Source organism: Alcanivorax sp. P2S70 (genome assembly GCF_000475295.1).
GTDB lineage: Bacteria > Pseudomonadota > Gammaproteobacteria > Pseudomonadales > Alcanivoracaceae > Alcanivorax > Alcanivorax profundi.
The window spans coordinates 84126-106635 of record NZ_AXBZ01000025.1 but is presented as its reverse complement, the minus strand read 5'-3'; the positions used below and the strand labels follow the sequence as shown (position 1 = coordinate 106635).

Below are 22510 nucleotides of genomic sequence, written 5' to 3'. Positions count from 1 at the left end.
AGAGGCGTCACCACTTCCGGGGGTTACATCACAGTCCCAGGTTGTCGAGGATACGCAGGTTGGGGCCGGCCTGGTTCATGGTGTAGAAGTGCAGTCCCGGAGCTCCCATGGCCAGCAGTCGCTCGCACAGGCGGGTGACCACCTCTTCGCCATAGGCTTTTACCGCGGCATCATCATCCTTGAGGTCGTTGAGTTTGCAGCTCAGCCAGCGAGGCACGTCAGCACCGCAGTTAGCAGAGAAACGCAGCAAGTTGGCCACGTTCAGGATCGGCATGATGCCAGGGTAAACCGGCGCGTCGCAGCCAATTTTCTGCAGCGCATCCAGGTAGTAACCATAGGCGTCGGCGTTGTAGAAATACTGCGTCAGTCCGCTGTTGGCGCCGGCGTCTATCTTGCGTTTGAAGTGATCAATGTCGTCGGCGAAGCTGCGTGCTTCCGGGTGCATTTCCGGGTAGGCGGCCACTTCCAGTTGAAAGTGATCGCCGGTTTCCTGGCGGATCAGGGCCACCAGCTCGTCGGCGTACTTTATTTCACTCTGCGCGTAGCCCATGCCGGAAGGCAGGTCGCCACGCAGGGCAACAATGCGGGTGACGCCGGCCTCCCTGTAACCGTTCACCAGTTCCAGGATTTCGTCCCTGCTCTGGCCGATACAGCTCAGGTGCGGAGCGGTGTCGCCATGCTGCGCGCGCAGCTTGTTGACCATATCGCGAGTGTTGTCACGGGTGGAGCCCCCGGCACCAAAGGTGCAGGAAAAAAAGTCCGGATTCTTGGCCAGCAATTTCTTCTGTGTTGCCAGTAGTTTCTCTTTTCCCGCATCGGTTTTCGGCGGAAAAAATTCAAAACTGATTCGTTTCATGGTGCTTGCCATTTGCGTTTGTCGTTGTTGAAAGCGTAGTGCTTTCGATGGCCGGGTCGGACGTCGGCGGTCTGATGCTTTTGGCATCCGACTTCCGACGTCAGACGTCCGACTTAGTATTTGTAATGCTCGGGCTTGTACGGGCCGTTCACGTCCACGCCGATGTAATCTGCCTGCTCTTTGGTGAGTTGGGTGATCACGCCACCGAAACCTTCCACCATGTAACGGGCGACTTCTTCGTCCAGATGCTTGGGCAGCACTTCCACCTTGAGCATGTTTGCTTTCACGGTGTCGGAGTGGCTGGCGTAGGCCTGGTCGAACAGGTACATCTGCGCCAGCACCTGGTTGGCGAACGAGCCATCCATGATACGGCTGGGGTGACCGGTGGCGTTGCCCAGATTCACCAGGCGGCCTTCAGACAGCAGCAGCAGGAAGTCGCCTTCGGCCTTGTTACGCCACACCTTGTGCACCTGTGGCTTCACTTCTTCCCATTCCCAGGTTTCGCGCATGAAAGCGGTGTCCACTTCGTTGTCGAAGTGACCGATGTTGGAGACCACAGCCCCTTTCTTCAGCGCCTTGAGCATGTTGGCGTCACAGACATTGAAGTTACCGGTGGTGGTCACGATCAGGTCGGTGGTACCCAGCAGCTCGGCGTTCACAGAGGCTGCAGTGCCGTCATTCACGCCATTGTTGTAGGCGCTCACCACTTCGAAACCGTCCATGCAGGCCTGCATGGCACAGATCGGATCGGCTTCGGTGACCTTCACGATCATGCCTTCCTGACGCAGGGACTGGGCTGAACCTTTGCCAACGTCGCCGTAACCAATGACCAGGGCCTTTTTGCCGGACAGCAAGTGGTCGGTACCGCGTTTGATGGCGTCGTTAAGGGAATGACGACAGCCGTACTTGTTGTCGTTCTTGCTCTTGGTGACGGAATCATTCACGTTCACCGCCGGCACTTTCAGGGTGCCTTTCTTGAGCATTTCGTACAGACGGTGCACACCGGTGGTGGTTTCTTCGGTGACGCCGTGAATGTTGTCCAGCATCTGCGGGTAAGTCTCGTGGATGTAGCCGGTCAGGTCGCCACCATCATCCAGGATCATGTTGGCTTCCCACAGTTCGCCGTTACCGTCGCGACAAGTCTGCTCGATACACCACATGTACTCTTCTTCGGTTTCACCTTTCCACGCAAAGACCGGCGTGCCGGCAGCAGCGATGGCGGCAGCGGCGTGATCCTGGGTGGAGAAGATGTTGCAGGAGGACCAGCGCACTTCCGCGCCCAGTGCTTGCAGGGTCTCGATCAGTACAGCGGTCTGGATGGTCATGTGGATACAGCCGATGATGCGAGCGCCTTTCAGCGGCTGCTCGGCACGGTACTTTTCGCGGATGGCGATCAGTGCCGGCATTTCGGTTTCAGCGATATCGATTTCGGAGCGGCCATAGGCGGCCAGGGAAATGTCAGCGACCTTGTAGTCGGTGAAAGTGTCCGCTTTCGCGTTCATGAGAGTCTCCATTCGTTTATGACGAATGGGCGCCGTTCTATCGTGTGAACTCACCTGGCGAGCCTCGCGGTCCAGCCGCTGCAGCGCCCCTCGCGGGGTGAGTCAAAATTGTGTTGCAGGAGTGGCGCGTGAGCCGTGAAAGCCTCTCGGCAATTTGCAGCGACGCGCCACTCCTGCGGCAGGTTTTACAGTGCCTTGGCCAGTGCCTCGGCTTTGTCGGTTTTTTCCCAGCTGAAGCCTTCGCGGCCGAAGTGGCCGTAGCTGGCGGTGGGGCGATAGATCGGCTTGCGCAGGTCAAGCATCTCGATGATGCCGCGCGGACGCAGGTCGAAGTGTTCGCGTACCAGTGTCACGATGGCCTCGTCGCTGAGCTTGCCTGTGCCAAAGGTGTTGATGGAGATAGAGGTGGGCTCGGCCACACCGATGGCGTAGCTCACCTGGATCTCACACTTGCTGGCCAGGCCAGCAGCAACAATGTTCTTCGCGACATAGCGACCGGCGTAAGCTGCGCTACGGTCCACTTTGGACGGGTCTTTGCCGGAGAACGCGCCACCACCGTGACGGGCCATGCCGCCATAGGTGTCCACAATGATCTTGCGGCCAGTGAGGCCACAGTCGCCCATGGGACCACCGATCACGAAGATACCGGTGGGGTTGACGTGGTACAGGGTGTCCTTGTGCAGCCACTCTTCCGGCAATACCGGTTTGATGATTTCTTCCATCACGGCTTCGCGCAGCTCGGCCAGCTTGATCTCCGGCGCGTGCTGGGTGGACAGCACCACGGCTTCCACGGCCACCGGCTTGCCGTTGTCATAGCGCAGGGTGACCTGGCTCTTGGCGTCCGGACGCAGCCACGGCAGGGTGCCGTTCTTGCGCAGTTCTGCCTGACGCTCCACCAGACGGTGAGAGAAATACACCGGTGCCGGCATCAGGGTGTCGGTTTCGTTGGTGGCAAAGCCGAACATCAGGCCCTGATCGCCTGCGCCCAGATCCTTGTCTTCTGCTTCGTCCACGCCGATGGCGATATCGGCAGACTGCTTGCCAATGCCGTTCAGTACCGCACAGCTGGCACCGTCGAAGCCTTTTTCGGAACTGTCGTAACCGATGTCCAGGATCACCTGGCGAACGATGTCTTCCAGTTCCACATAGGTATTGGTACGTACTTCACCGGCGACAACGGCCATGCCGGTTTTCACCAGGGTTTCAACGGCAACGCGTGCCTGGGGGTCATCCTTGATGATGGCATCCAGAATGGCGTCCGAGATCTGGTCAGCCATTTTATCGGGATGGCCTTCGGACACGGACTCGGAGGTAAAGATGGAATATTCACTCATTGCTGGAGTGCTCCTTGGTTGCTGGTCTGACGTCGGACGTCAGAAGTCTTACGCTAAAAAACAGAGCGGGTTGGATTTCGTCCCCTGACTTTCGATGTCAGATGTCCGACCCCTCTCCAAGTAATAACACCTGGAACAATCTTCGTGCCCTAATCAAGGCGCTTGAATGTTCTCACTTGCACCTGAAACCCATTTCGCAGTGCAAGGAACTGACTTTCCTGTAAGGCCAGGCCTGCGCGGCCGGCCCAGTCCACCAGATCGGCTTCCTCGAAGCCGAGCCAGAAATCGCCACAGGCTTCGTGGGCCCAGTGCTGATCGTGATGACACAGGTCGGTGATCAGCAGGGTGCCGCCATCATTCAGCTGCCGTGAGGCGGCGCGAAGGGCGCTGGCCGGGGCAGGCAGGTGGTGCAGTACCATGTTCAGCACCACGGCATCCACTGTGGGCAGGGTGCGGGCGCTATCGGGCCAGTCACCCAGTATCAGTTGCACATTTGACCGTTTGGCGACGGTTTTGCGGGCACGTTCGAGCATGGCCTGGGCATTGTCCAGCCCCGTTACCTGTTCAAAATGCCCGGCCAGTTCGCACAGAAAGCGGCCGTCACCGGGGCCGATCTCCAGAGCGCGTTTGCCCTCGGGGCAGGCGCGCAACAGCAGCTCGCAGGCCTGCTCGGCGTATTGCTCGTAATCGGCAATCAGCTCTTGCTGGGCGTCATGCTGCTCCGCATGGCGGGCAAAAAACACCCGGCTCTGCTCGGCCCGTTGCTGCTGGACCTGCTCCAGACGCGCAGCCACGGCGTCGTCCAGAGCCCCATCATCCAGTTCGTCCAGCAAGGCGCTGTGAATGGCGCCTTCTACGTTCTCCGCCTGGGGCAGGCGGCGGCGGTAGAAAATGGAGTTACCTTCCCGCCGCTTTTCGACCAGGCCGCCTCTGGCCAACACTTTCAGGTGATGGCTCATGCCGGATTGTTTCATGGCCATGATGTCGCACAGCTCCAGAACGCCGAAACTGCTCTGGCCCAGCACCTGCAAAACCTGCAGACGCAACGGATCGCCAGCGGCCTTGAGAAAGCCCGCCAGATGATCGGTGATGTCCGGCAGTGCCGGAGGGGTGGCGGCCAATGCAGTCATGGAGCGGAGTCTACGGCATTTCATATCTAAATCAAAATAAATTGATATAGGTTTGTGTGCCGGATCGAGGTGCCGGTCTGGTCTCTGGTCCACGGGGCTGCTCGCCTTCATCACATTTGCCCGTAACCCGCCCTTGAGGGACAATAGCGCCCCTTTTCAGCCACCAGTCAGTTTGGAGCCCTGCATGTCCAGTGCCCCCGCCAGCCGTGATCTCGCCAATGCCATCCGTGCCCTGAGCATGGATGCGGTTCAAAAAGCCAACTCCGGCCACCCCGGCGCCCCCATGGGGATGGCCGATATCGCCGAGGTGTTATGGCGCGGTTTCCTGAAGCACAACCCGCAGGACCCGACCTGGGCCGATCGTGACCGCTTTGTGCTGTCCAATGGCCATGGCTCCATGCTGCTGTACTCCCTGCTGCACCTGTCCGGTTACGGGGTCAGCATCGAGGACATCAAGAACTTTCGTCAGTTGGGCAGCCCCACTGCCGGTCACCCGGAATACGGCGATGCCCCAGGTATCGAGACCACCACTGGTCCGCTGGGGCAGGGCATTGCCAACGCCGTGGGCATGGCGCTGGCCGAGAAGATGCTGGCCGGTCAGTTCAATCGTGACGGCCACACCATCGTGGATCACAACACCTACTGCTTCCTGGGTGACGGCTGCATGATGGAAGGCATTTCCCATGAGGCCTGCTCCCTGGCGGGCACCCTGGGGCTGGGCAAGCTGATTGCCTTCTACGACGACAATGGCATCTCCATCGACGGTGAAGTGGAAGGCTGGTTCACCGACGATACCGTGGAGCGTTTCCGTGCCTATGGCTGGCAGGTGATCCCCAATGTGGATGGCCACAATGCTGAAGAGGTGAAGGTCGCCATCGAGAATGCCCGCGCCAACACCGACCAGCCGACCCTGATCTGCTGCAAGACCATCATTGGTTTTGGTAGCCCCAACAAGCAAGGTAAGGAAGAGTCTCACGGTGCCGCGCTGGGTGACGACGAAATCGCACTGACCCGCAAGGAGCTGGGCTGGCAGCACGGGCCGTTCGAGATTCCTGCAGACATCAAGCAGGCCTGGGATGCCAGCGATACCGGTGCGGCAGCGCAAGGCGAGTGGCAGCAGCGCTTCGAGGCGTATAAAGCCGCATATCCAGAGCTGGCCGCTGAATTCCTGCGCCGTCAGGCGGGCGAACTGCCGGCGGATTTTGCCGAGCAGGCCGATGCCTATATCCGCGAGTGTCAGGAAAAGGGCGAAAAAGTGGCCACCCGTAAGGCCAGCCAGAATGCCCTGGATGCTTTCGGCCCGCTGTTGCCGGAACTGGCCGGTGGCTCTGCCGACCTGGCCGGCTCCAACAATACCCTGTGGAAAGGCTGCAAGCCGGTAAGCGCCGAAGATGCCAGCGGCAATTACATTCACTACGGTGTGCGTGAATTCGGCATGACCGCAGTGCAGAACGGCCTGTGCCTGCACGGCGGCCTGCGTCCTTACGGCGGGACCTTCCTGGTATTTATGGAATACGCCCGGAATGCCGTACGTATGGCCGCACTGATGCACCAGCCGAACATTCTGGTGTACACCCACGATTCCATTGGTTTGGGTGAAGATGGTCCGACTCACCAGCCCATCGAACAGATTGCCAACCTGCGCCTGACGCCGAACATGCGCACCTGGCGTCCCTGTGACACGGTGGAATCTGCCGTGTCCTGGAAGAAAGCGATTCTCCGTCAGGACGGCCCCTCTTCCCTGATCTTCTCCCGTCAGGGGTTGCCCTGCATGGCGCGTGGCAGTGAGCAGCTGGCCGCGATCGAGAAGGGCGGCTATACCCTGCTGCAGACCGGCGAAGGCACCCCCGATGCGATCATCATCGCCACCGGCTCCGAGGTTGAGCTGGCAGTGAAAGCGGCCGAAGCGCTGGCGGGCAAGAACATTCGTGTGGTGTCCATGCCCTGCGTTGAAGAGTTTCTGGCACAGGACGCGGCCTATCAGGAAAGCGTACTGCCGTCTTCCGTGCGCGCCCGTGTAGCGGTCGAAGCGGCCATCGCCGATTACTGGTATCGCTTTGTTGGCCTGGACGGCAAGGTGGTCGGCATGACCAGCTTCGGCGCTTCTGCCCCGGCCGGTGATTTGTTCAAGCACTTTGGCATCACCGCCGAAGCGGTGCAGGGTGCTGTGGAGTCCTTGCTTTGATAGAAACGGGCCGGGTGCCGGACGTCAGACTGCTATGAGGATTGCCATCAACGGCTACGGCCGTATCGGTCGTTCCTTTGTTCGTGCCCTCGCCGAGCGCGAGGGGGCGGGGTGGCAGGCGCCGTTCAGCCTGGTGGCGATCAACGACAAGGGGCGGCCGGAAGATTTGCTCTACCTGACCCGCTACGACACCACCCACGGACGTCTGGCGGAGCCGGCGGAACTGATCGAAGGCATGCTGCGCATTGGCCAGCAAGCGCCGCGCCTGCTGGAGCAGCCCAAGCCGGAACAGTTGCCGTGGGCCGAGATGGAGGTGGATCTGGTACTGGAATGCTCCGGCCATTTTCGCAGCCATGCCGGCGCATCGCGGCACCTGGACGCGGGGGCGAAGAAAGTGATTATTGGCGCCGTGCCGTTTGATCAAGCCGATCAGGTGGTGGTCTATGGGGTCAACCACGAGACGGTGGCGGCCGACCACAAGGTGATGTCTGCGGGTTCCTGCACCACCCATTGCATTGCTCCCTTGCTGGCACGGCTGGATGAAAGCTTCGGGATTCAGCAAGTGCTGATGAAGGAAATCCATGCCTACACCTCGGACCAGACCCTGCTGGACCATGTCCACCGGGATCCACGCCGGGGTCGGGCCGGGGCACAGAACATCGTGCCCACCACCAGCAGTGCCATTGGCGCGGTGCAGCAGGTGCTGCCGCAGCTGGAAGGCAAGATCAGTGGCAGCTCCATCCGTGTGCCTACCCTTAACGTGGCCATGGTGGAGTTGACGTTGCGACTGGAACAGACACCGGACGAAGCCAGTCTCAACCCGTGGTTACACCAACAGGCAACAGCGTCTGGTGGTCTGATTGGCTACAATGACGCCCCGCTGGTCAGCGTGGATTTCAATCACCGCCCGGAATCCGCCATTGTCGATGTCACCCAGACCCGGGTGCAGGGCGACATGGTGCAGGTGGTGGCCTGGTACGACAACGAATGGGGCTATGCCAACCGCCTGCTGGACTGGGTGGCGGCCATGGCCGAACAAGCGTCGGATGACTGACGCTTGCAAGAATCTGTAAACCGAGACGACAGCATCATCCTCAGCGGATGGTTCCAAACGAGGTAGCAAGACCATGAACTTCAAGCGCATGACCGACCTGGATCTGGCAGGCAAACGCGTTCTGATCCGTGAAGACCTGAACGTGCCGGTGAAAGACGGCAAGGTCACCAGCGATGCTCGTATCCGTGCCTCTCTGCCGACCATTGAGCATGCCCTCAAAGCGGGAGCCAAGGTGATGCTGATGTCCCATCTGGGACGTCCCACCGAGGGCGAGTACGCCGAGGAGTTTTCCTTGCAGCCGGTGGCGGATCACCTGGGTACGCTGCTCGGCCGTGACGTGCCGCTGGTGAAGGACTGGCTGGACGGTGTTGAGGTGGATGCCGGCCAGGTCGTGCTGTGCGAGAACGTTCGCTTCAACAAGGGCGAAAAGAAAGACGATGACGCGCTGTCACAAAAAATGGCGGCACTGTGTGATATCTATGTGATGGATGCGTTTGGCACGGCGCACCGTGCCCAGGCGTCTACCCACGGGGTGGGTAAATTCGCTTCGGTGGCCTGCGCGGGCCCGCTGCTGGCCAATGAACTGGATGCACTGGGCAAGGCTCTGCAGAATCCGGAAAAACCCCTGGTGGCCATCGTCGGTGGTTCCAAGGTGTCCACCAAGCTGGAAGTGCTGGAGGCCCTGTCCGACAAGGTCGATCAGCTGGTGGTGGGTGGCGGTATTGCCAATACCTTTCTGGCGGCTGCCGGGCATCCGGTGGGCAAGTCCCTGTATGAAGCGGACCTGATTCCGGCGGCCAAAAATATTGCTGACAAGGTGCATATCCCGATCCCGGTGGACGTGGTCACTGCCAAGGAATTTGCCGAGTCTGCAGAAGCGGTCACCAAGAAAGTGGAAGACGTGGCCGACGATGACATGATTCTCGACATTGGCCCGCAGACGGCCCACATCGTGGCGGCGCTGATGAAAGAAGCCAAAACCATTATCTGGAATGGCCCGGTGGGCGTGTTCGAGTTTGATCAGTTCGGTGAAGGCACCCGCGAAATGGCGGAAGCCATTGCCGACTCCGATGCGTTCTCCATCGCTGGCGGGGGTGACACCCTGGCCGCCGTGGACAAGTACGGTATCAGCGAAAAAATCAGCTATATCTCCACCGGTGGCGGTGCCTTCCTGGAATTTGTGGAAGGCAAGGTGCTCCCTGCGGTGGCCATGCTGGAAGCACGAGCGAAAGATTAATGGTGGATCGGGCGCCTGAGATTGGACGTCCGACGGGTTTTCAAGGCAGGGCGCAGTCGTCCTGCACAGGAATAGACGAAGGGGAAACGACAATGGCACTTGTAAGCATGCGTCAGCTGCTGGATCACGCCGCCGAGTTTGGCTATGGCGTTCCGGCTTTCAACGTAAACAACCTGGAACAGATGCGCGCCATCATGGAAGCGGCGGACAAGACCGATTCCCCGGTGATCGTGCAGGCGTCTGCCGGCGCGCGTAAATACGCCGGCGCCCCTTTCCTGCGTCACCTGATTCTGGCGGCGGTAGAAGAATTCCCCCATATCCCGGTGGTGATGCACCAGGATCACGGCACCAGCCCTGCGGTGTGCCAGCGTTCTATCCAGCTGGGTTTCTCCTCGGTGATGATGGATGGTTCCCTGGGTGAAGACGGCAAGACCCCCACCGACTACGAGTACAACGTGGACGTGACCCGTCGTACCGTGGAAATGGCTCACGCCTGTGGCGTGTCTGTGGAAGGCGAACTGGGTTGTCTGGGTTCCCTGGAAACCGGCGAAGCCGGTGAAGAAGATGGCATCGGCGCGGCGGGCAAACTGACCCACGAGCAGATGCTCACTGACCCGGAAGAAGCTGCTGACTTCGTGAAGAAGACCAAGGTGGATGCCCTGGCCATCGCCATCGGCACCAGCCATGGTGCTTACAAGTTCACCCGTCCGCCCACCGGTGACATTCTGGCCATCGAGCAGATCAAGGCGATCCACGCGCGTATTCCGGATACTCACCTGGTAATGCACGGTTCCTCTTCTGTGCCGCAGGACTGGCTGGCGGTGATCAACGAATTCGGTGGCGAAATTCCGGAAACTTACGGGGTGCCGGTAGAAGAGATTCAGGAAGGCATCAAGTACGGTGTGCGCAAGGTCAACATCGACACCGACCTGCGTCTGGCCTCTACCGGTGCGATTCGTCGTTTTCTGGCGAATAACACCGCCGAGTTCGATCCGCGCAAATACCTTAAGGAATCTGTCACTGCCATGCGCGATATCTGTATCGCCCGTTACGAAGCGTTTGGCACTGCCGGGAACGCCAGCAAGATCAAGCCGATCAACCTGGAAGAAATGTTCCAGCGTTACGAATCCGGCGAGCTGGATCCGCGGGTCAAATAAGAGACGCTGCACGTACCACGCTTCACGCAACAGGCAAGAACGCGGTTTAGGTGGTTGCCAGCGGAAAACAAAAAGGCCGCGCCCGAATATCGGGTGCGGCCTTTTTAGTGGTTCGAAAGCGCTGGTTCGGAGCCGCTGTAGGAGCCTGCCAGCAGGCGATCCGAGTCTAAGCGAGGGCGTCGTTTCGAGTTCCGAATCGCGCGTTTCGGGAGGCGGACCCGCAACCCACGTGCTTGGCAGGGGGTTTTCTGATCGTTGAAACCCGTTTTGGAAATCTTTACCTCGCGGTTGGCAGGATTGCTTGCAGGCAAGTTATTCGCTGCGCTCACCCCTTCGGGGCCGCACTCCGTGCGTTACTCCGCTGCGCTACGTTCCCACAGCGGTTTCATTCTTGGCGTCAGACGTCAGGCCTATTACCGCGTCGCCTTGATTTCTACACCCTCTCCACTCAGTAACAATGTTCCCTGATCATCAATGGTGGCGCTATCGATACTTTTCAGTGCTTTCATAAATTGCTTTTCCAGGTCCATCAGCGGTGGCGGACACGCTTTCATGGTCATGCCGCCGGTCTGGATCGAGAACCGGGAAGGGAGCTGCTCGTAGCTTGCCATGTAGTTGTTGCAGGCAGCCTTGCCAGCCAGTTTACCGGGCTCATGAAAGTTCAGGGTAAGGGTGGCGTTGGTGACGGGCTGGCCATTCAGCTGTTGCACCTGCCAGGCTGCCCCGGCGAGCTGTTCATGTTCAAGCATGGCCGCCTCTTCTGTTGAAGTGCCGGAAGGGGTACTGCAAGCGGCCAGTATGGTGGCGGAAACGGCCAGCAGCATATGGGGAAGTCGTGGGGTCATGTGATGGCTCCTGTGATGATCCATGATCCTGTCAAAAGATTAGTGTGCCGTTTTGCTGATTAGTTTCGATAGTGTCTTGATTCAGGACAAGGAAAGGGTGCGTAGCCGTTGACGCTAACGTGGCAGAAGGCACAATGCTCTGGTCATGCCATGAACCCTCAGGAAAACGCCATGCTCAATACCTTTCTGGAGTATTACACCCAGCACCCCTGGCTGGTAGTGCCGTTGGCGATCCTTTCCGCGGTGGGTGTCGGGTTACTCTGGATGGGCTGGCTGACTCTGATGATCACGGCGTTTGGGCAAAAGCTCTGGCTTTGGGGCTTTGCCATCCTGCTCTTGCCAGTCCCGGCTTCGCAGGGGTTTGCCCTGCGTTACCGTACCCTGAATCCATGGGCGAACCGCCTGGTTTGGTGGGGTCTGGTGTTGTCGCTGCCGATTCTGGCTCTCACCGCCTGGTGGGCTGTGCTGGCCCTGACCGCTCAGGGATGAGAAGAGTATTGCGACCCTAAACGGTCGCGGGAGCCTTGTCGGGCTTGGCGTATTGCCAGCGCCCTTCGCGCTGTGTGCGGTGATAGCTGTCGAGGCCGGACAGCGCGACTGTACCGGCGGCCTCAATGTCCACATAACCGTCGTCTGCCATGACGCCTGCCGGCAAGGTGACGAAGCGGATTTCTCCGATCACCAGCACGGTTCCATTAATCGCCAATTCCTGAACTTCCGCCACGGCCATGCCCAGTTTGATGTGCGCTTCCAAAACGAAGGGGGCGGCAAAGTCGGCCAGATACTCTGGTGTCAGGCCGGTGGCATCGAATTCCGACACCTCGCGCGGGTAGCGGGCGGAGGTCTGGTGGGCTTGGGCGACGATATCCTTGTGCACCTGATTGAGGGTATAGACGCCGGTTTCCTGAAGGTATTCCAGGCTGTGCCGGTCTACGGAATGGGGGCGGATGATCATTCCCATCAATGCCGGATCCGCGCCAAGATGAAAGCAGGAGCTGACAATGGAAACGTTTTCCTGCCCGGTGGCCGACCGGGTGGCTAGCAGATTCGCGCTCTTGAAGCCGGAGAGGCTGTTGACCAGATTCACTCGCTGCCGTGGATCCATGCCCTTGAGATGTTGCTCATCGAACTGCATTGTAGAAGCCATTCTGTTACGTCACTTTTTCTGTTGGTTTTCGCACCGTATTATCGGTAGATACCGTGAGCAACCCGTGGAGATGCCTGGCCGGCCATGGATAACCCTTTTGATCGTGACCATATTCTGCAAGATTGGCAGCCCCTGAACTGGGAGCAATTTGACCCGCTCAGTGATGCCAGCAGGCAATACGTTGCCTACTACGGTCTGAACTTTGCCGACCATCTACCGGAACTGGAGCATGGGTTTGGTTATTTCGAGGCGGCAGGTCATCAGCTTTCAGTGCATGCCTGGCGTCCCAAACATCCCCGCGGTACGGTGCTGGTGTGCCATGGTTACTTCGACCATGTTGGGCTGTACCGGCATGTCATCGGCCATGTACTCGAATTGGGTTATGCGGTGCTGGCCTATGATTTGCCGGGTCATGGTTTAAGCTCTGGTGCGCAAGCCGTGATTGATGATTTCCGCACTTACCGGGATGTACTGGAGCAGTGTCTGTCGCTGGCGGCGAATCATCTTCCTCACCCCTGGCATGTGATTGCCCAGAGTACCGGTGGTGCCATCATCATGGATTACCTGACCAGTCGTGGTGATGGCGATGATAATCCTTTTGAAAAAGTGATTCTGCTGGCGCCACTGGTTCGGCCTTTCAAGTGGAGCACCGGCCGTTGGTTGCACACGTTGATCAGCCCGTTTGCGAAAAGCATAAAACGGGTGTTTACCATCAATTCCAATGATCCGGATTTTCTGGATTTTCTGGAAAGAAAAGATCCCCTTCAGGCGAGACGGGTATCGGCCATTTGGGTTGGTGCGCTGAAAAAATGGTTGCCGGGTTTCGAGAAAGCAACTCGGATAAAATTTTCCCCGGTGGTGATTCAGGGGGATCTGGATGAAACGGTTGACTGGCGTTACAACCTGAGTGTTATTCGCCAAAAATTTGAGGATCCCCAGATTCATATGCTGCCAGGGGCGCGCCATCAACTGGCGAATGAAGCAGAAGAATTTCGTCAGAAAATTTTTTCCATTCTTGATGAGCATCTCGGATAGCAGATGTCAGGTTGCCCAATTTTACGCTTTGTTACTTGTGCTGAAGCACGGACTGCCACACTGTCGTTAAGGTGTGTTTGACGTGTTTATGCGTGCTGGAAAGCACGGCCCAAGGAGAGAGTAATGGACAAGAAAGTGATGTTGGCCCTGACGGCCGGTGCGGCAATGATGAGCCAGGTGGCGATTGCTGATATCAATGCCGGAGTGAACGCGGCGATGAATGCAGAAGCGGATGCCAAGGCTGTAGAGCAGCAAGTGCGTGATCAGCGCGATCAGGCCAAAGCGGACGCCAAGGCGCACAAGCAGGCCATGGAAGACAAGCACGATGCTACCAAGGCAGAGATGGAAGCGCGTCGTGATGCCAAGCAAGCGGAGATGAAAACCAAGCGTGATGAAATGAAAGCGAAGGGCGAGGCACACCGTGATGACGGCCAGGCCCGCGCTGAAGCGGCAAAAGACAATGCCAAAGCGCAACGCGATGCTGCAAAAGAAGCGCTGGATGCGGGTGCCGGCGCTGAAGTCAGTGCCAGTGTCGAGGCAGGTGACGCTGGCGAGGCAAATGCCAGCGCCAAAGGCAAGGCGAAACCATGGTACAACTTCTGGGATTAACTGTCCCTCGCTAGCTACGTTAACCCAGGCCGCACCCGTTGCGGCCTTTGTTGTTTCAGGCAGGAGTATTCACATGACAGGGTATCGAAAAGCGGTGGTGCTGTTCGTTGCAATAGTGCTTGCGCCCATGGTCTGCGCAGCAGGCCTGGAAGCGCAGAGTGGGCGACCGGCTGCACAGGGTGGGACTGCCGTGTACGCAGCCGAAGCACAACGGCAAAGAGAGCAACGGCAAATGCAGGATCAGCGTGATGCCCATCGTGAGCGTGCTGAATCCCGGGAGAAGGCGCTCCAGGACAACATTCAGCAGCGCCGTGATGAGATGATGAAAAATCTCAACCCTGGCCGCCAGCCTGACTCATAGCGGTTGTCCTGGTTGCCGGGCAATGAGCTCAATATTCGCTGACGCCGCCCTTGTCGCCTACCAGAACCACATTGGCGGGGCGTTTGGCGAACAGGCCGTTGGTGACTACGCCAACGATGTTGTTGAGGACCTCTTCCAGCTCGATGGGGTTGAGAATGTCCAGATTATGTACGTCCAGAATGAGGTTTCCATTATCGGTGACAAAGCCTTCCCGGTATTGGGGTTGACCGCCCAGCGCGACCAGCTTGCGGGCGACATGAGAGCGGGCCATGGGAATCACTTCTACCGGTAGTGGAAACTTGCCCAATCGTTTGACCTGCTTGCTGCCATCGACAATGCAGATAAACTGGTCTGCTACAGCCGCGACGATCTTTTCTCGTGTCAGTGCGCCACCGCCCCCCTTGATCATTTCCCGATGGCGGTTCACTTCGTCGGCACCATCCACATACACCGGCAGGCGGTCGACGTCATTCAGGGAGACCACATCAATGCCGTGGGCCTGCAGTCGCGCGGCGGTGGCATCAGAGCTGGCAACCGCTCCTTTGATGCGATCTTTCATGGTGGCCAGGCCATCAATGAAGAAGTTGGCAGTGGAGCCGGTGCCGACGCCGATGAATTCGCCTTCCGGCACAAAGCGCAACGCGGCTTCGGCCACCTGTTTTTTCAGCGTATCCTGATCCATGAACTGATCCTTTGAGATCGGTGTGAATTATCGGGGGATGTGCAGCGATTATAAGCCAGCCATTGCAGGGACTCGACCCCAGGCTATCGCATTTGTTCCAGCCACCCCCTAGACTAGTGTCTTTGCCCATGGGCTTAAAATTGTCACACCAACCCGGACCCTTCGATGCTCGACAAATACGTTAAACGGATACTGCAGTCCCGCGTCTATGACGTGGCAGTGGAGACACCCATTCATGCAGCACCGTTGATTTCCAAACGTATCGGCAATCGTGTACTGCTCAAGCGTGAAGATCTGCAACCGGTGTTTTCTTTCAAGCTTCGAGGCGCCTACAACAAATTGTGCCAGTTGAACCAGGAGCAGCTTGACCGTGGGGTCATCTGTGCCTCGGCGGGTAACCACGCTCAGGGCATGGCGCTGGCGGCAACGTCCATGGGGGTCAAGGCGACCATCGTGATGCCGCGTACCACCCCGGACATCAAGGTTAATTCCGTGCGTAATCATGGTGGCAAGGCGGTGCTGCACGGAGACAGCTTTGACGAAGCACTGGCGCATGCCCGCAAGCTGGAGGCGCGCGATGGTCTGACCTTTGTGCACCCTTACGATGATCCGGATGTGATCGCCGGGCAGGGCACGGTGGCCATGGAAATTCTCCGTCAGCAAAGTCGTGAGCTGGACGCCATCTTTATCCCGGTGGGTGGGGGTGGTCTGGCGGCAGGCGTGGCCGCCTATGTGAAATACGTACGCCCGGACGTCAAGATCATCGCGGTGGAGCCTGAAGATGCGGCCTGCCTGAAAGCCGCCATGGACAAGAAACGCCGGGTCACGCTCAAGGAGGTCGGCTTGTTTGCCGATGGGGTGGCAGTGCGGCAGATCGGCAAGGAAACCTACCGGGTGCTCAAGGACACGGTGGATGAAGTGATTACCGCCACCACCGATGAGATCTGTGCGGCCATCAAGGATGCCTTTGAAGATACGCGGGCGATCTGTGAACCTGCTGGCGCATTGGCGCTGGCCGGTCTGAAAAACTGGGTAGCGAAACACGGCGTCGAGAACCAGACCTTGGTGGCGATCCAAAGTGGCGCCAACGTGAACTTTGACCGCTTGCGCCATGTCTCCGAGCGGGCCGAGCTGGGTGAGCAGCGGGAAGCCATTCTGGCGGTGACGATCCCGGAGAAACCCGGTGCGTTCAAGGCGTTCTGTCAGGCGCTGGGGCGTCGGGGTATTACCGAATTCAACTATCGTTACAGCGATGACCGCGATGCCAATATCTTCGTTGGCATCCAGCTCAAGCCCGGGGGCAAGGCGCTGCAGGCCCTGATGCAGGAACTCACCGAAAAGGGCTATCCGGTGGTGGATCTGAGTGGCAACGAAATGGCCAAGCTGCATATCCGCCATCTGGTGGGTGGTCATACCCCGCGGCAAGACCTGCAGGAGCGACTTTTCCGGGTCGAATTCCCCGAACGGCCAGGCGCCTTGATGGCGTTTTTGCAGTCACTGGGTGGCAAGTGGAATATCAGTCTGTTCCATTACCGCAACCACGGTGCGGCCTATGGGCGGGTGTTGGTGGGCTTTCAGGTGGCCGAGGCGCAACAGGCGCACTTTCTGGCAGATGTAAAAAAAGTGCCCTATCCCATGGTGGAAGAAAGCGATAACCCGGCGTACCGGTTGTTTTTGAATTGAACGATGAACTTGACCGCAAGTCGGTGGTCACACACTCCCGGACGCCCCGCAAAAGCGGGGCGTCTGGCGTTTTAGGCCGGCATCAATGTGCGCATGAATGCATATTGATGAGGACGGTTGGCATCAGTTATGAGTAAGTTCTGTTAAGAAGCGTCAACAGAGCGCCATAACTGCTTGACTTTACATTTCGCAATGGTCAAATTTTGACCCGGTTGGCATTTTCTGCACGCCGATCAGACTAAAGTGACAATCCTGTTAATACTTTTGGGTCACTTTTTTCATATTGCTGTACCACTTTGGGGAAAAACAATGAAGAAGAAGCCGGATGCCTTGGTGCTACTGGCAATCGTGTTTGGGCTTGGCGTGTTGGTGAGTAGTCTCACCCACGGTGGCAATGAGCCGGACTATCAGCACTACGCTGACAGTGCGGGCATCGTCGTCAGCCACAGCCAGCAGTAACGGTCAGATCCACCGGCTGGTCCCACGGGGCCAGCGGTATCACACCTTTTTCCACTCGCTGAAAATCGTACCCCACCGCCACCAGCCTCGGTCGTCGCGGTCGCCTTGCCATGTCTGCCAGCGTGCGGTCGTAGTAGCCCCCTCCCATGCCCAGCCGAAAGCCCTCCTGATCAAACGCCACCGCCGGTAGCAGGATCACGTCCAGTGCCCACAAGGCGCGTCCGCGCAGCAGCAGGGCGGGTTCGTTGATGCCGTACAGGTTGGGGCGCATGGGGTGGTGAGGTTGCCAGAGCCGGAAGCGCAGGTGGCCACGACGAAGGGGGTCCACGAAAGGCAGGTAGGTGCTGCAATGCTGAAAGCGTCGGTGGCGCAGGGCGGGTTGCAGGTCCAGTTCGCCATCATTGGGCAGGTAGAGTGCCAAATGCTGGCAGCGACGATAGCCCAAGGCGGCGTCCAGGGCGGGGGCGATGCGTTGGCTGGCCCGGCGGCGTTGGCCCGGTGTCAGGGTTCGGCGTTGCTGTCGGAACTGGCGCCGAAGCTGGCGTCGTTGCGTTGCGGTCATGGTCTCAACCGAACAGAAAGAAAGGGTGCTTCCCGGTCCGCCGCTGCGGGCTTGACCCTTGAACCGTATGGTTCAAGGTGGAGGCAGCAGCATTGCCCTCAGGCTTTCCGCTCATTGGGCGGACATGCACACGGACAAGGCAATATATGCCCCCGGGTATTACGTTATCGGCTCAGGGACATGGCCCTCTGGCGTACGAGCCAGGAAACACTCGGGGTCATTATAACAGTGGTGCGCGGCGGTGACAGTCTTGACAGGGCAGTTAACAGTTAATAGTGAATAGTTAACAGTTAAGTGCAAAAGCGAAGCAGGCCCGGTGCCACACTGAGTGGCAGGAGCGCGCGGTGATGAGCGTTCGGAGCACAGCAGCCCCGTCCCGGGCTTTTTAACTTTGAACGTTCAACTCTCGTTCTTTGTTGGCGTGCAGCGTGATGCCTGAAGCGTCTCTTACAGCTTGCGGCGGGCGTCTTCGAAGGCCTGGATTTCGTCTTCCAGGCGGCTGAGCAGGGCTTGCACCCGGGCTTCGCTCTCGGAGTCCTGGGAGGCGGCCTGACGCGCCTTGAGCAGTTCGTGGCTCATGTTCAGGGCGGTCATGATGGCAATGCGTTCCAGGCCAATCACGTTGGCGTCGCGCACTTCACGGAGTTGTTCATCCAGATAGCGGGCCGCGGACAGCAGATTGTCCTGTTCACCAGCCGGGCAGGCGACACGGTACTCCTTGTCGAGCAAGTGAATCACCAGGGAGTTTTCGTTAGACATGGCCGGTAGCACCGCATTGGCTGTGGATCAGTGTCAGGCAGGATGCCACGCTCAGGAATCCTGCTCCAGAGATTTCAGACGCGTGATGATGGCCTCGACCTTGTTGCGGGCCACGTCATTTTTTTTCAGCAACTGGGCGCGTTCTTCCACCAGTTTGGCCTCACGTTCATGCAGGGCCAGATTTTCCTGACGCAATCGGGAGCTGATACGCAGCAGCTCGTCCACGCGGGTTTCCAGTTGCCTTAGTTGTTGTTCCGTCGTCATGGCAAAATGGTCGCTGTTCGCCTAAGGTGTGGGCCGGTTTCGGCCCCGCGTCCCCTGCACCTTACCGGGATTTGCCAGCAATGGCGTCCCCCTCCCGGTTGACAGGCTGTTTCAACTATAGGTGTGAGGTTGGCAGGGGTCAATGAAATTGAATGGTGGTAGCCACTTAGCGCACACTTCTCACAGCCTTCCTCAGGAAGGTGCTTTCGCCGCAGGAATCCAAGACGGGGTGTTTCATGTCCAACCAGATCGATTTTGAAGTGCTGGCCCAGGCCCTGGCCGCGGCAGGTATTGCCCATTCTCCCAGCGAACTTCAGGGGCTGGCGGCAGGGCTGCTGGCTACCGGCCATGGCGGCCGCGATGAGGAGCTGCTTGGGGTGCTGGCGTCCCACGTTGACTTCGAGCCGGGGCAGCAGTTCGAGGCATCTCTTGCCGGTATGCTCGTGGCCATGCGCGATGGTCTTGCTGACGGTTTTGCCGACACCGGTTTGGCACTTCACCTGTTGTTGCCTGCCGATGAGGATGATCTGGGCTTGCGGGTGGCGGCGATCGCCCAGTGGTGCGAGGGTTTTCTGGTGGGCTTTGGCACCGGCTCGGCCAATACCCATGACAAGGATCTCTCACCGGGTGTCCAGGAAGCGCTGTCTGACCTGGCGGCCATCAGCCAGGTGGAAACGCCGGATGCCGATGGCGATGAAGAGGAAGATATGTTCGAGCAAGTGGCGGAACACTGCCGCATGTCCGCCCTGATGATTTACACTGATCTGGTCATGCGCCGGGAAGGTAAGCCGGAGGCGCCGGCCAGCAAGCCGCCGACTCGTCACTGACCTAACGCCCAGCCGATACAGCAAGGAGTGGTCTTGAGCATCAACCGTCAGGAATACGCCCGCCGCCGTCAGGAGCTGATGGGCGTCATGGGGCCCAACAGCATCGCCATTTTACCTGCCGCCCCGGAGCGCACCCGTAACCGGGATGTGGAATATCCCTACCGACAGAACAGTGATTTCTGGTATCTCACCGGCTTTGCGGAGCCCGAGGCGGTGCTGGTCCTGTTGCCCGGCCGTGAGCATGGCGAGTACGTGCTGTTCTGTCGTGAACGCGACCGCACCATGGAGATCTGGAACGGTTACCGGGCAGGCCCCGATGGGGCCGTTAAGGATCATGATGCCGACGATGCCTTTCCGGTTGGCGATATCGATGAAATTCTGCCGGGCCTGATTGAGGGCCGGGAGCGGGTTTTTTATGACCTGGGCCACGATGCGGAGTTTGACCGCCGTCTGATGGGTTGGGTCAACAGTATTCGCGAGCGGGTTCGCTCCGGGGCCCAGCCGCCGGGCGAGTTCGTCGCCCTGGCGCACCATCTGCACGACATGCGTCTGTTCAAGTCAGCAGCGGAAGTGAAGTTGATGCGCAAGGCGGCAAGCATCTCTGCCCATGCCCATATCCGTGCCATGGAAAAAGTCCGCCCGGGGATGATGGAATATCAGCTCGAGGCGGAATATATCCACGAGTTTATGCGTCATGGTGCGCGCAGCCCCGCGTACCCGAGTATTGTCGGTGGTGGCGCCAACGGTTGCATCCTGCATTACATCGAGAACAGCCAGAAGCTCAAAGACGGGGATCTGGTGTTGGTGGATGCCGGTTGCGAGCTGGAAAACTACGCCTCGGATATCACTCGTACCTTCCCGGTGAACGGTACCTTCAGCAAGCCCCAGCAGGCGCTCTACGAGTTGGTGCTGGCCAGTCAGTACGCCGCCATCAAGGCCACCCATCCGGACAATCACTGGAATGTACCCCACGAAAAAGTGGTGGAGATTCTTACCCAGGGTTTGCTGGATCTGGGGCTGCTTGATGGTGAGTTCAACGAGCTGGTGGAAACCGAGGGCTACCGCCGTTTCTTCATGCACCGCACGGGCCACTGGTTGGGCCTGGACGTTCACGATGTGGGTGATTACCGGGTTCAGGATCAGTGGCGTCAGCTGGAGCCGGGCATGGCCCTGACGGTGGAGCCAGGGCTGTATATCGCACCGGATGATGACAGTGTCGATGAGCAGTGGCGTGGCATCGGTATTCGCATCGAGGACGATGTGGTGGTGACCAAAGAAGGGTGTGAAGTGATGACCCACGAGGTGCCGAAGGATGTGGCGGAGATTGAGCGCTTGATGAAAGGCGGCTGAGGGCAGTTAACAGTTAATAGTGAACAGTTAACAGCTAACGTCAAAAGTGAGAACCCTGCTACATCGTCGCGCCGGCGTGGCACGGTAACAGTTGAAAGTTCAAACGTGCGGGCATGGGGTTGTTTCTTCGTTGTCGTTCGTGCCCGCGTAACCGCGCGGGAAACCGAACATCTGAATCGCGCGAGCCTTGCCTCGTGTTTAAACTTTGAACTTTCAACTCGGCCCTTGGGTTCGCGCCTCAAGCGGCGCTCCTACAGTAAAAGTGGACATTGAAATGACGCAACAACCTCTGGTGATCGTTGGCGGCGGGATGGCGGGTGCCATGCTGGCGTTGTTGTTGCGTCGCCATGGCGCAGGCAGTGTGGTGCTGGTGGAAAGTCATCCGCTGACGTTGCCTGAAACGCCGCCGTTGACCCCGAGTTTTGATGCGCGCAGTACTGCGCTGTCGGCGGGCACGTTGGCGGTATTGGATGAGCTTGGTCTGGGCCTGGCTATTCGTGAACACGCCGCTGCAATTGGCACGGTGCATGTGTCCCGGCAATCCCGGCTCGGGCTGACCCGTCTGTCCGCACAGGAAGAAGGCGTCGACCAGCTTGGGGTGGTGGTAGAAAACCGCTGGCTGGGTTTTGTGTTGCTGGGGGCGCTGTTCAGTGATGACGCCATTACCGTGCGTGCACCGGATGCGTTGTCCGGCATTCGTCGCCTGGAACATGGCTATCAGGTTTCCCTCTCCAGTGGTGATACCCTGCACACGCCCTTGCTGATCGCGGCGGATGGCGCCCGCTCCAAAACCCGCGAGTGGTTGGGCATCAGTGCCCGGGATCATGACACCGGGCACGATGCACTGATCGCCAACCTGTCACTGGCGAGCTCCCATGAGGGCATTGCCTATGAGCGCTTTCTCAATGAAGGGCCGCTGGCATTCTTGCCCCTGCCAGACCAGCGTTTTGCCCTCGTCTGGACCGGGCCCCGTGAGCAGGTAGCACAGTGGATGGCCATGAGTGAGCAGGACGCCTTGGCACAATTGCAGGCACGCAGCCCGGCCGGGGCGCCGCGCCTCACCGGGTTGGGTGAGCGTCAGCGTTACCCGCTGGTGCTGACGGAATCTTGCGCACAGGTCGTGCCCCACGGGGTTGTGGTGGGTAATGCCGCGCACACCCTGCACCCCGTGGCCGGGCAGGGCTTTAATCTGACGGTGCGGGACCTGCAGGCGTTGGCCAGCACGGTGGGTGGCAGTGATCATCCTGGCAGTCTGCGAACCCTGCAGGCTTTCGCTTCCCGGCGCGAAAAGGATCAGGCCTTGATCGGTCAGGCCTCTCGCTGGGTGCCAGAACTGTTTCGCGTCCAGCACCCGCTGTTTGCTCACAGCCGCCAGCTGGGCCTGGTTGCGCTGGATATCCTGCCCGGGTTGCGTAGCGGGTTTGCGAAACGGGCGATGGGGCTGTGAAGAGCAGTTAATCGTTAACAGTGAA

Annotated in this window: 23 protein-coding genes, 1 other RNA gene and 1 riboswitch; of the genes, 13 read left to right on the top strand and 11 right to left on the bottom strand. The window is 58.9% G+C overall.

Annotated elements, in window-relative coordinates:
- Window positions 1-28 precede the first annotated feature (28 nt).
- From metF to Q672_RS26345, 4 genes are all read right to left on the bottom strand, one after another.
- Window positions 29-856, bottom strand: coding sequence for a methylenetetrahydrofolate reductase [NAD(P)H] (gene metF / locus Q672_RS26360; RefSeq protein WP_022985479.1), 828 nt, complete (start codon window positions 854-856; stop codon window positions 29-31).
- A 113-nt stretch (window positions 857-969) separates the two neighbouring features.
- Window positions 970-2358: an adenosylhomocysteinase gene (ahcY, locus tag Q672_RS26355; RefSeq protein ID WP_022985478.1), complete on the bottom strand. Its 1389-nt coding sequence runs from the start codon at window positions 2356-2358 to the stop codon at window positions 970-972.
- Between the two features lie 20 nt (window positions 2359-2378).
- Window positions 2379-2456: riboswitch (S-adenosyl-L-homocysteine riboswitch) on the bottom strand.
- An 87-nt stretch (window positions 2457-2543) separates the two neighbouring features.
- The gene (gene metK / locus Q672_RS26350; protein WP_022985477.1) at window positions 2544-3692 is read right to left on the bottom strand and encodes a methionine adenosyltransferase; all 1149 of its coding nucleotides are present in this window, start codon (window positions 3690-3692) and stop codon (window positions 2544-2546) included.
- Between the two features lie 149 nt (window positions 3693-3841).
- Window positions 3842-4822 carry a metalloregulator ArsR/SmtB family transcription factor gene (locus Q672_RS26345; RefSeq protein WP_022985476.1) on the bottom strand — a complete coding sequence of 327 codons (981 nt, stop codon included), beginning with the start codon at window positions 4820-4822 and terminating at the stop codon, window positions 3842-3844.
- A 184-nt stretch (window positions 4823-5006) separates the two neighbouring features.
- Between Q672_RS26345 and tkt the strand changes: the two genes are divergently transcribed.
- From tkt to fba, 4 genes are all read left to right on the top strand, one after another.
- Window positions 5007-7007, top strand: a complete 2001-nt coding sequence (gene tkt, locus Q672_RS26340; protein ID WP_022985475.1) for a transketolase — start codon at window positions 5007-5009, stop codon at window positions 7005-7007.
- Window positions 7008-7041: 34 nt separating this feature from the next.
- On the top strand, window positions 7042-8061 hold the full coding sequence (locus tag Q672_RS26335) for a type I glyceraldehyde-3-phosphate dehydrogenase (RefSeq protein ID WP_022985474.1): 1020 nt from the start codon (window positions 7042-7044) through the stop codon (window positions 8059-8061).
- A gap of 73 nt (window positions 8062-8134) precedes the next feature.
- The gene (locus Q672_RS26330; protein WP_022985473.1) at window positions 8135-9298 is read left to right on the top strand and encodes a phosphoglycerate kinase; all 1164 of its coding nucleotides are present in this window, start codon (window positions 8135-8137) and stop codon (window positions 9296-9298) included.
- A 92-nt stretch (window positions 9299-9390) separates the two neighbouring features.
- The gene (gene fba, locus Q672_RS26325) at window positions 9391-10455 is read left to right on the top strand and encodes a class II fructose-bisphosphate aldolase (protein ID WP_022985472.1); all 1065 of its coding nucleotides are present in this window, start codon (window positions 9391-9393) and stop codon (window positions 10453-10455) included.
- A 413-nt stretch (window positions 10456-10868) separates the two neighbouring features.
- On the opposite strand, the gene Q672_RS26320 is transcribed toward fba, so the two are convergent.
- Window positions 10869-11300 (bottom strand): META domain-containing protein, encoded by a 432-nt coding sequence (locus Q672_RS26320; RefSeq protein WP_031226488.1) that lies wholly within the window; start codon window positions 11298-11300, stop codon window positions 10869-10871.
- Between the two features lie 150 nt (window positions 11301-11450).
- Between Q672_RS26320 and Q672_RS26315 the strand changes: the two genes are divergently transcribed.
- The gene (locus tag Q672_RS26315; protein ID WP_147393903.1) at window positions 11451-11789 is read left to right on the top strand and encodes a hypothetical protein; all 339 of its coding nucleotides are present in this window, start codon (window positions 11451-11453) and stop codon (window positions 11787-11789) included.
- A 16-nt stretch (window positions 11790-11805) separates the two neighbouring features.
- Here Q672_RS26315 and Q672_RS26310 read toward each other — a convergent pair whose 3' ends face one another.
- Window positions 11806-12447, bottom strand: coding sequence for a flavin reductase family protein (locus tag Q672_RS26310; protein WP_235047193.1), 642 nt, complete (start codon window positions 12445-12447; stop codon window positions 11806-11808).
- Between the two features lie 84 nt (window positions 12448-12531).
- On the opposite strand from Q672_RS26310, the gene Q672_RS26305 reads away from it, so the two are divergent.
- The 3 genes from Q672_RS26305 (at window position 12532) to Q672_RS26295 (ending at window position 14452) form a co-directional block, all read left to right on the top strand.
- Complete coding sequence (locus Q672_RS26305) at window positions 12532-13482, top strand: alpha/beta hydrolase (protein WP_022985468.1); 951 nt, start codon at window positions 12532-12534, stop codon at window positions 13480-13482.
- A gap of 123 nt (window positions 13483-13605) precedes the next feature.
- Window positions 13606-14091: a hypothetical protein gene (locus Q672_RS26300; protein WP_022985467.1), complete on the top strand. Its 486-nt coding sequence runs from the start codon at window positions 13606-13608 to the stop codon at window positions 14089-14091.
- 73 nt (window positions 14092-14164) lie between these two features.
- Entirely contained in the window at window positions 14165-14452 is a 288-nt protein-coding gene (locus tag Q672_RS26295; RefSeq protein WP_022985466.1) for a hypothetical protein, read from the top strand.
- Between the two features lie 28 nt (window positions 14453-14480).
- Here Q672_RS26295 and rpiA read toward each other — a convergent pair whose 3' ends face one another.
- A complete protein-coding gene (rpiA, locus tag Q672_RS26290; RefSeq protein WP_022985465.1) occupies window positions 14481-15134 on the bottom strand; it encodes a ribose-5-phosphate isomerase RpiA in 654 nt (217 codons plus the stop codon).
- 165 nt (window positions 15135-15299) lie between these two features.
- On the opposite strand from rpiA, the gene ilvA reads away from it, so the two are divergent.
- Window positions 15300-16817, top strand: a complete 1518-nt coding sequence (gene ilvA, locus Q672_RS26285; RefSeq protein WP_022985464.1) for a threonine ammonia-lyase, biosynthetic — start codon at window positions 15300-15302, stop codon at window positions 16815-16817.
- 309 nt (window positions 16818-17126) lie between these two features.
- Window positions 17127-17276 (top strand): hypothetical protein, encoded by a 150-nt coding sequence (locus Q672_RS34225; protein ID WP_022985463.1) that lies wholly within the window; start codon window positions 17127-17129, stop codon window positions 17274-17276.
- On the opposite strand, the gene Q672_RS26280 is transcribed toward Q672_RS34225, so the two are convergent.
- The 4 genes from Q672_RS26280 to Q672_RS26270 all read right to left on the bottom strand — a co-directional run bounded on the left by Q672_RS26280 (window position 17257) and on the right by Q672_RS26270 (window position 18861).
- The gene (locus Q672_RS26280) at window positions 17257-17838 is read right to left on the bottom strand and encodes a 5-formyltetrahydrofolate cyclo-ligase (RefSeq protein ID WP_022985462.1); all 582 of its coding nucleotides are present in this window, start codon (window positions 17836-17838) and stop codon (window positions 17257-17259) included. The two genes, Q672_RS34225 and Q672_RS26280, sit on opposite strands and share 20 nt — an antisense overlap.
- A gap of 25 nt (window positions 17839-17863) precedes the next feature.
- Window positions 17864-18048, bottom strand: a non-coding RNA gene (gene ssrS, locus Q672_RS33965) — 6S RNA.
- A gap of 237 nt (window positions 18049-18285) precedes the next feature.
- On the bottom strand, window positions 18286-18597 hold the full coding sequence (locus Q672_RS26275; protein WP_022985461.1) for a cell division protein ZapA: 312 nt from the start codon (window positions 18595-18597) through the stop codon (window positions 18286-18288).
- 51 nt (window positions 18598-18648) lie between these two features.
- Entirely contained in the window at window positions 18649-18861 is a 213-nt protein-coding gene (locus Q672_RS26270) for a TIGR02449 family protein (protein ID WP_031226486.1), read from the bottom strand.
- Window positions 18862-19097: 236 nt separating this feature from the next.
- On the opposite strand from Q672_RS26270, the gene Q672_RS26265 reads away from it, so the two are divergent.
- The 3 genes from Q672_RS26265 (at window position 19098) to Q672_RS26255 (ending at window position 22485) form a co-directional block, all read left to right on the top strand.
- Window positions 19098-19688: a UPF0149 family protein gene (locus Q672_RS26265; RefSeq protein ID WP_022985459.1), complete on the top strand. Its 591-nt coding sequence runs from the start codon at window positions 19098-19100 to the stop codon at window positions 19686-19688.
- Window positions 19689-19721: 33 nt separating this feature from the next.
- Entirely contained in the window at window positions 19722-21038 is a 1317-nt protein-coding gene (gene pepP, locus Q672_RS26260) for a Xaa-Pro aminopeptidase (RefSeq protein ID WP_022985458.1), read from the top strand.
- A gap of 274 nt (window positions 21039-21312) precedes the next feature.
- Window positions 21313-22485 carry an FAD-dependent monooxygenase gene (locus Q672_RS26255; protein ID WP_022985457.1) on the top strand — a complete coding sequence of 391 codons (1173 nt, stop codon included), beginning with the start codon at window positions 21313-21315 and terminating at the stop codon, window positions 22483-22485.
- Window positions 22486-22510 lie beyond the last annotated feature (25 nt).

Coding starts and splice junctions, on each gene's coding strand:
- rpiA (WP_022985465.1), bottom strand. CDS start 15,134: ATGGATCAGGATACGCTGAAAAAACAGGTGGCCGAAGCCGCGTTGCGC.
- Q672_RS26295 (WP_022985466.1), top strand. CDS start 14,165: ATGACAGGGTATCGAAAAGCGGTGGTGCTGTTCGTTGCAATAGTGCTT.
- Q672_RS26270 (WP_031226486.1), bottom strand. CDS start 18,861: ATGACGACGGAACAACAACTAAGGCAACTGGAAACCCGCGTGGACGAG.
- metK (WP_022985477.1), bottom strand. CDS start 3,692: ATGAGTGAATATTCCATCTTTACCTCCGAGTCCGTGTCCGAAGGCCAT.
- Q672_RS26300 (WP_022985467.1), top strand. CDS start 13,606: ATGGACAAGAAAGTGATGTTGGCCCTGACGGCCGGTGCGGCAATGATG.
- Q672_RS26305 (WP_022985468.1), top strand. CDS start 12,532: ATGGATAACCCTTTTGATCGTGACCATATTCTGCAAGATTGGCAGCCC.
- Q672_RS26330 (WP_022985473.1), top strand. CDS start 8,135: ATGAACTTCAAGCGCATGACCGACCTGGATCTGGCAGGCAAACGCGTT.
- Q672_RS26315 (WP_147393903.1), top strand. CDS start 11,451: ATGAACCCTCAGGAAAACGCCATGCTCAATACCTTTCTGGAGTATTAC.
- tkt (WP_022985475.1), top strand. CDS start 5,007: ATGTCCAGTGCCCCCGCCAGCCGTGATCTCGCCAATGCCATCCGTGCC.
- Q672_RS26335 (WP_022985474.1), top strand. CDS start 7,042: ATGAGGATTGCCATCAACGGCTACGGCCGTATCGGTCGTTCCTTTGTT.
- ahcY (WP_022985478.1), bottom strand. CDS start 2,358: ATGAACGCGAAAGCGGACACTTTCACCGACTACAAGGTCGCTGACATT.
- Q672_RS26320 (WP_031226488.1), bottom strand. CDS start 11,300: ATGACCCCACGACTTCCCCATATGCTGCTGGCCGTTTCCGCCACCATA.
- fba (WP_022985472.1), top strand. CDS start 9,391: ATGGCACTTGTAAGCATGCGTCAGCTGCTGGATCACGCCGCCGAGTTT.
- Q672_RS34225 (WP_022985463.1), top strand. CDS start 17,127: ATGAAGAAGAAGCCGGATGCCTTGGTGCTACTGGCAATCGTGTTTGGG.
- Q672_RS26310 (WP_235047193.1), bottom strand. CDS start 12,447: ATGGCTTCTACAATGCAGTTCGATGAGCAACATCTCAAGGGCATGGAT.
- Q672_RS26345 (WP_022985476.1), bottom strand. CDS start 4,822: ATGACTGCATTGGCCGCCACCCCTCCGGCACTGCCGGACATCACCGAT.
- Q672_RS26265 (WP_022985459.1), top strand. CDS start 19,098: ATGTCCAACCAGATCGATTTTGAAGTGCTGGCCCAGGCCCTGGCCGCG.
- Q672_RS26280 (WP_022985462.1), bottom strand. CDS start 17,838: ATGACCGCAACGCAACGACGCCAGCTTCGGCGCCAGTTCCGACAGCAA.
- Q672_RS26275 (WP_022985461.1), bottom strand. CDS start 18,597: ATGTCTAACGAAAACTCCCTGGTGATTCACTTGCTCGACAAGGAGTAC.
- ilvA (WP_022985464.1), top strand. CDS start 15,300: ATGCTCGACAAATACGTTAAACGGATACTGCAGTCCCGCGTCTATGAC.
- Q672_RS26255 (WP_022985457.1), top strand. CDS start 21,313: ATGACGCAACAACCTCTGGTGATCGTTGGCGGCGGGATGGCGGGTGCC.
- metF (WP_022985479.1), bottom strand. CDS start 856: ATGAAACGAATCAGTTTTGAATTTTTTCCGCCGAAAACCGATGCGGGA.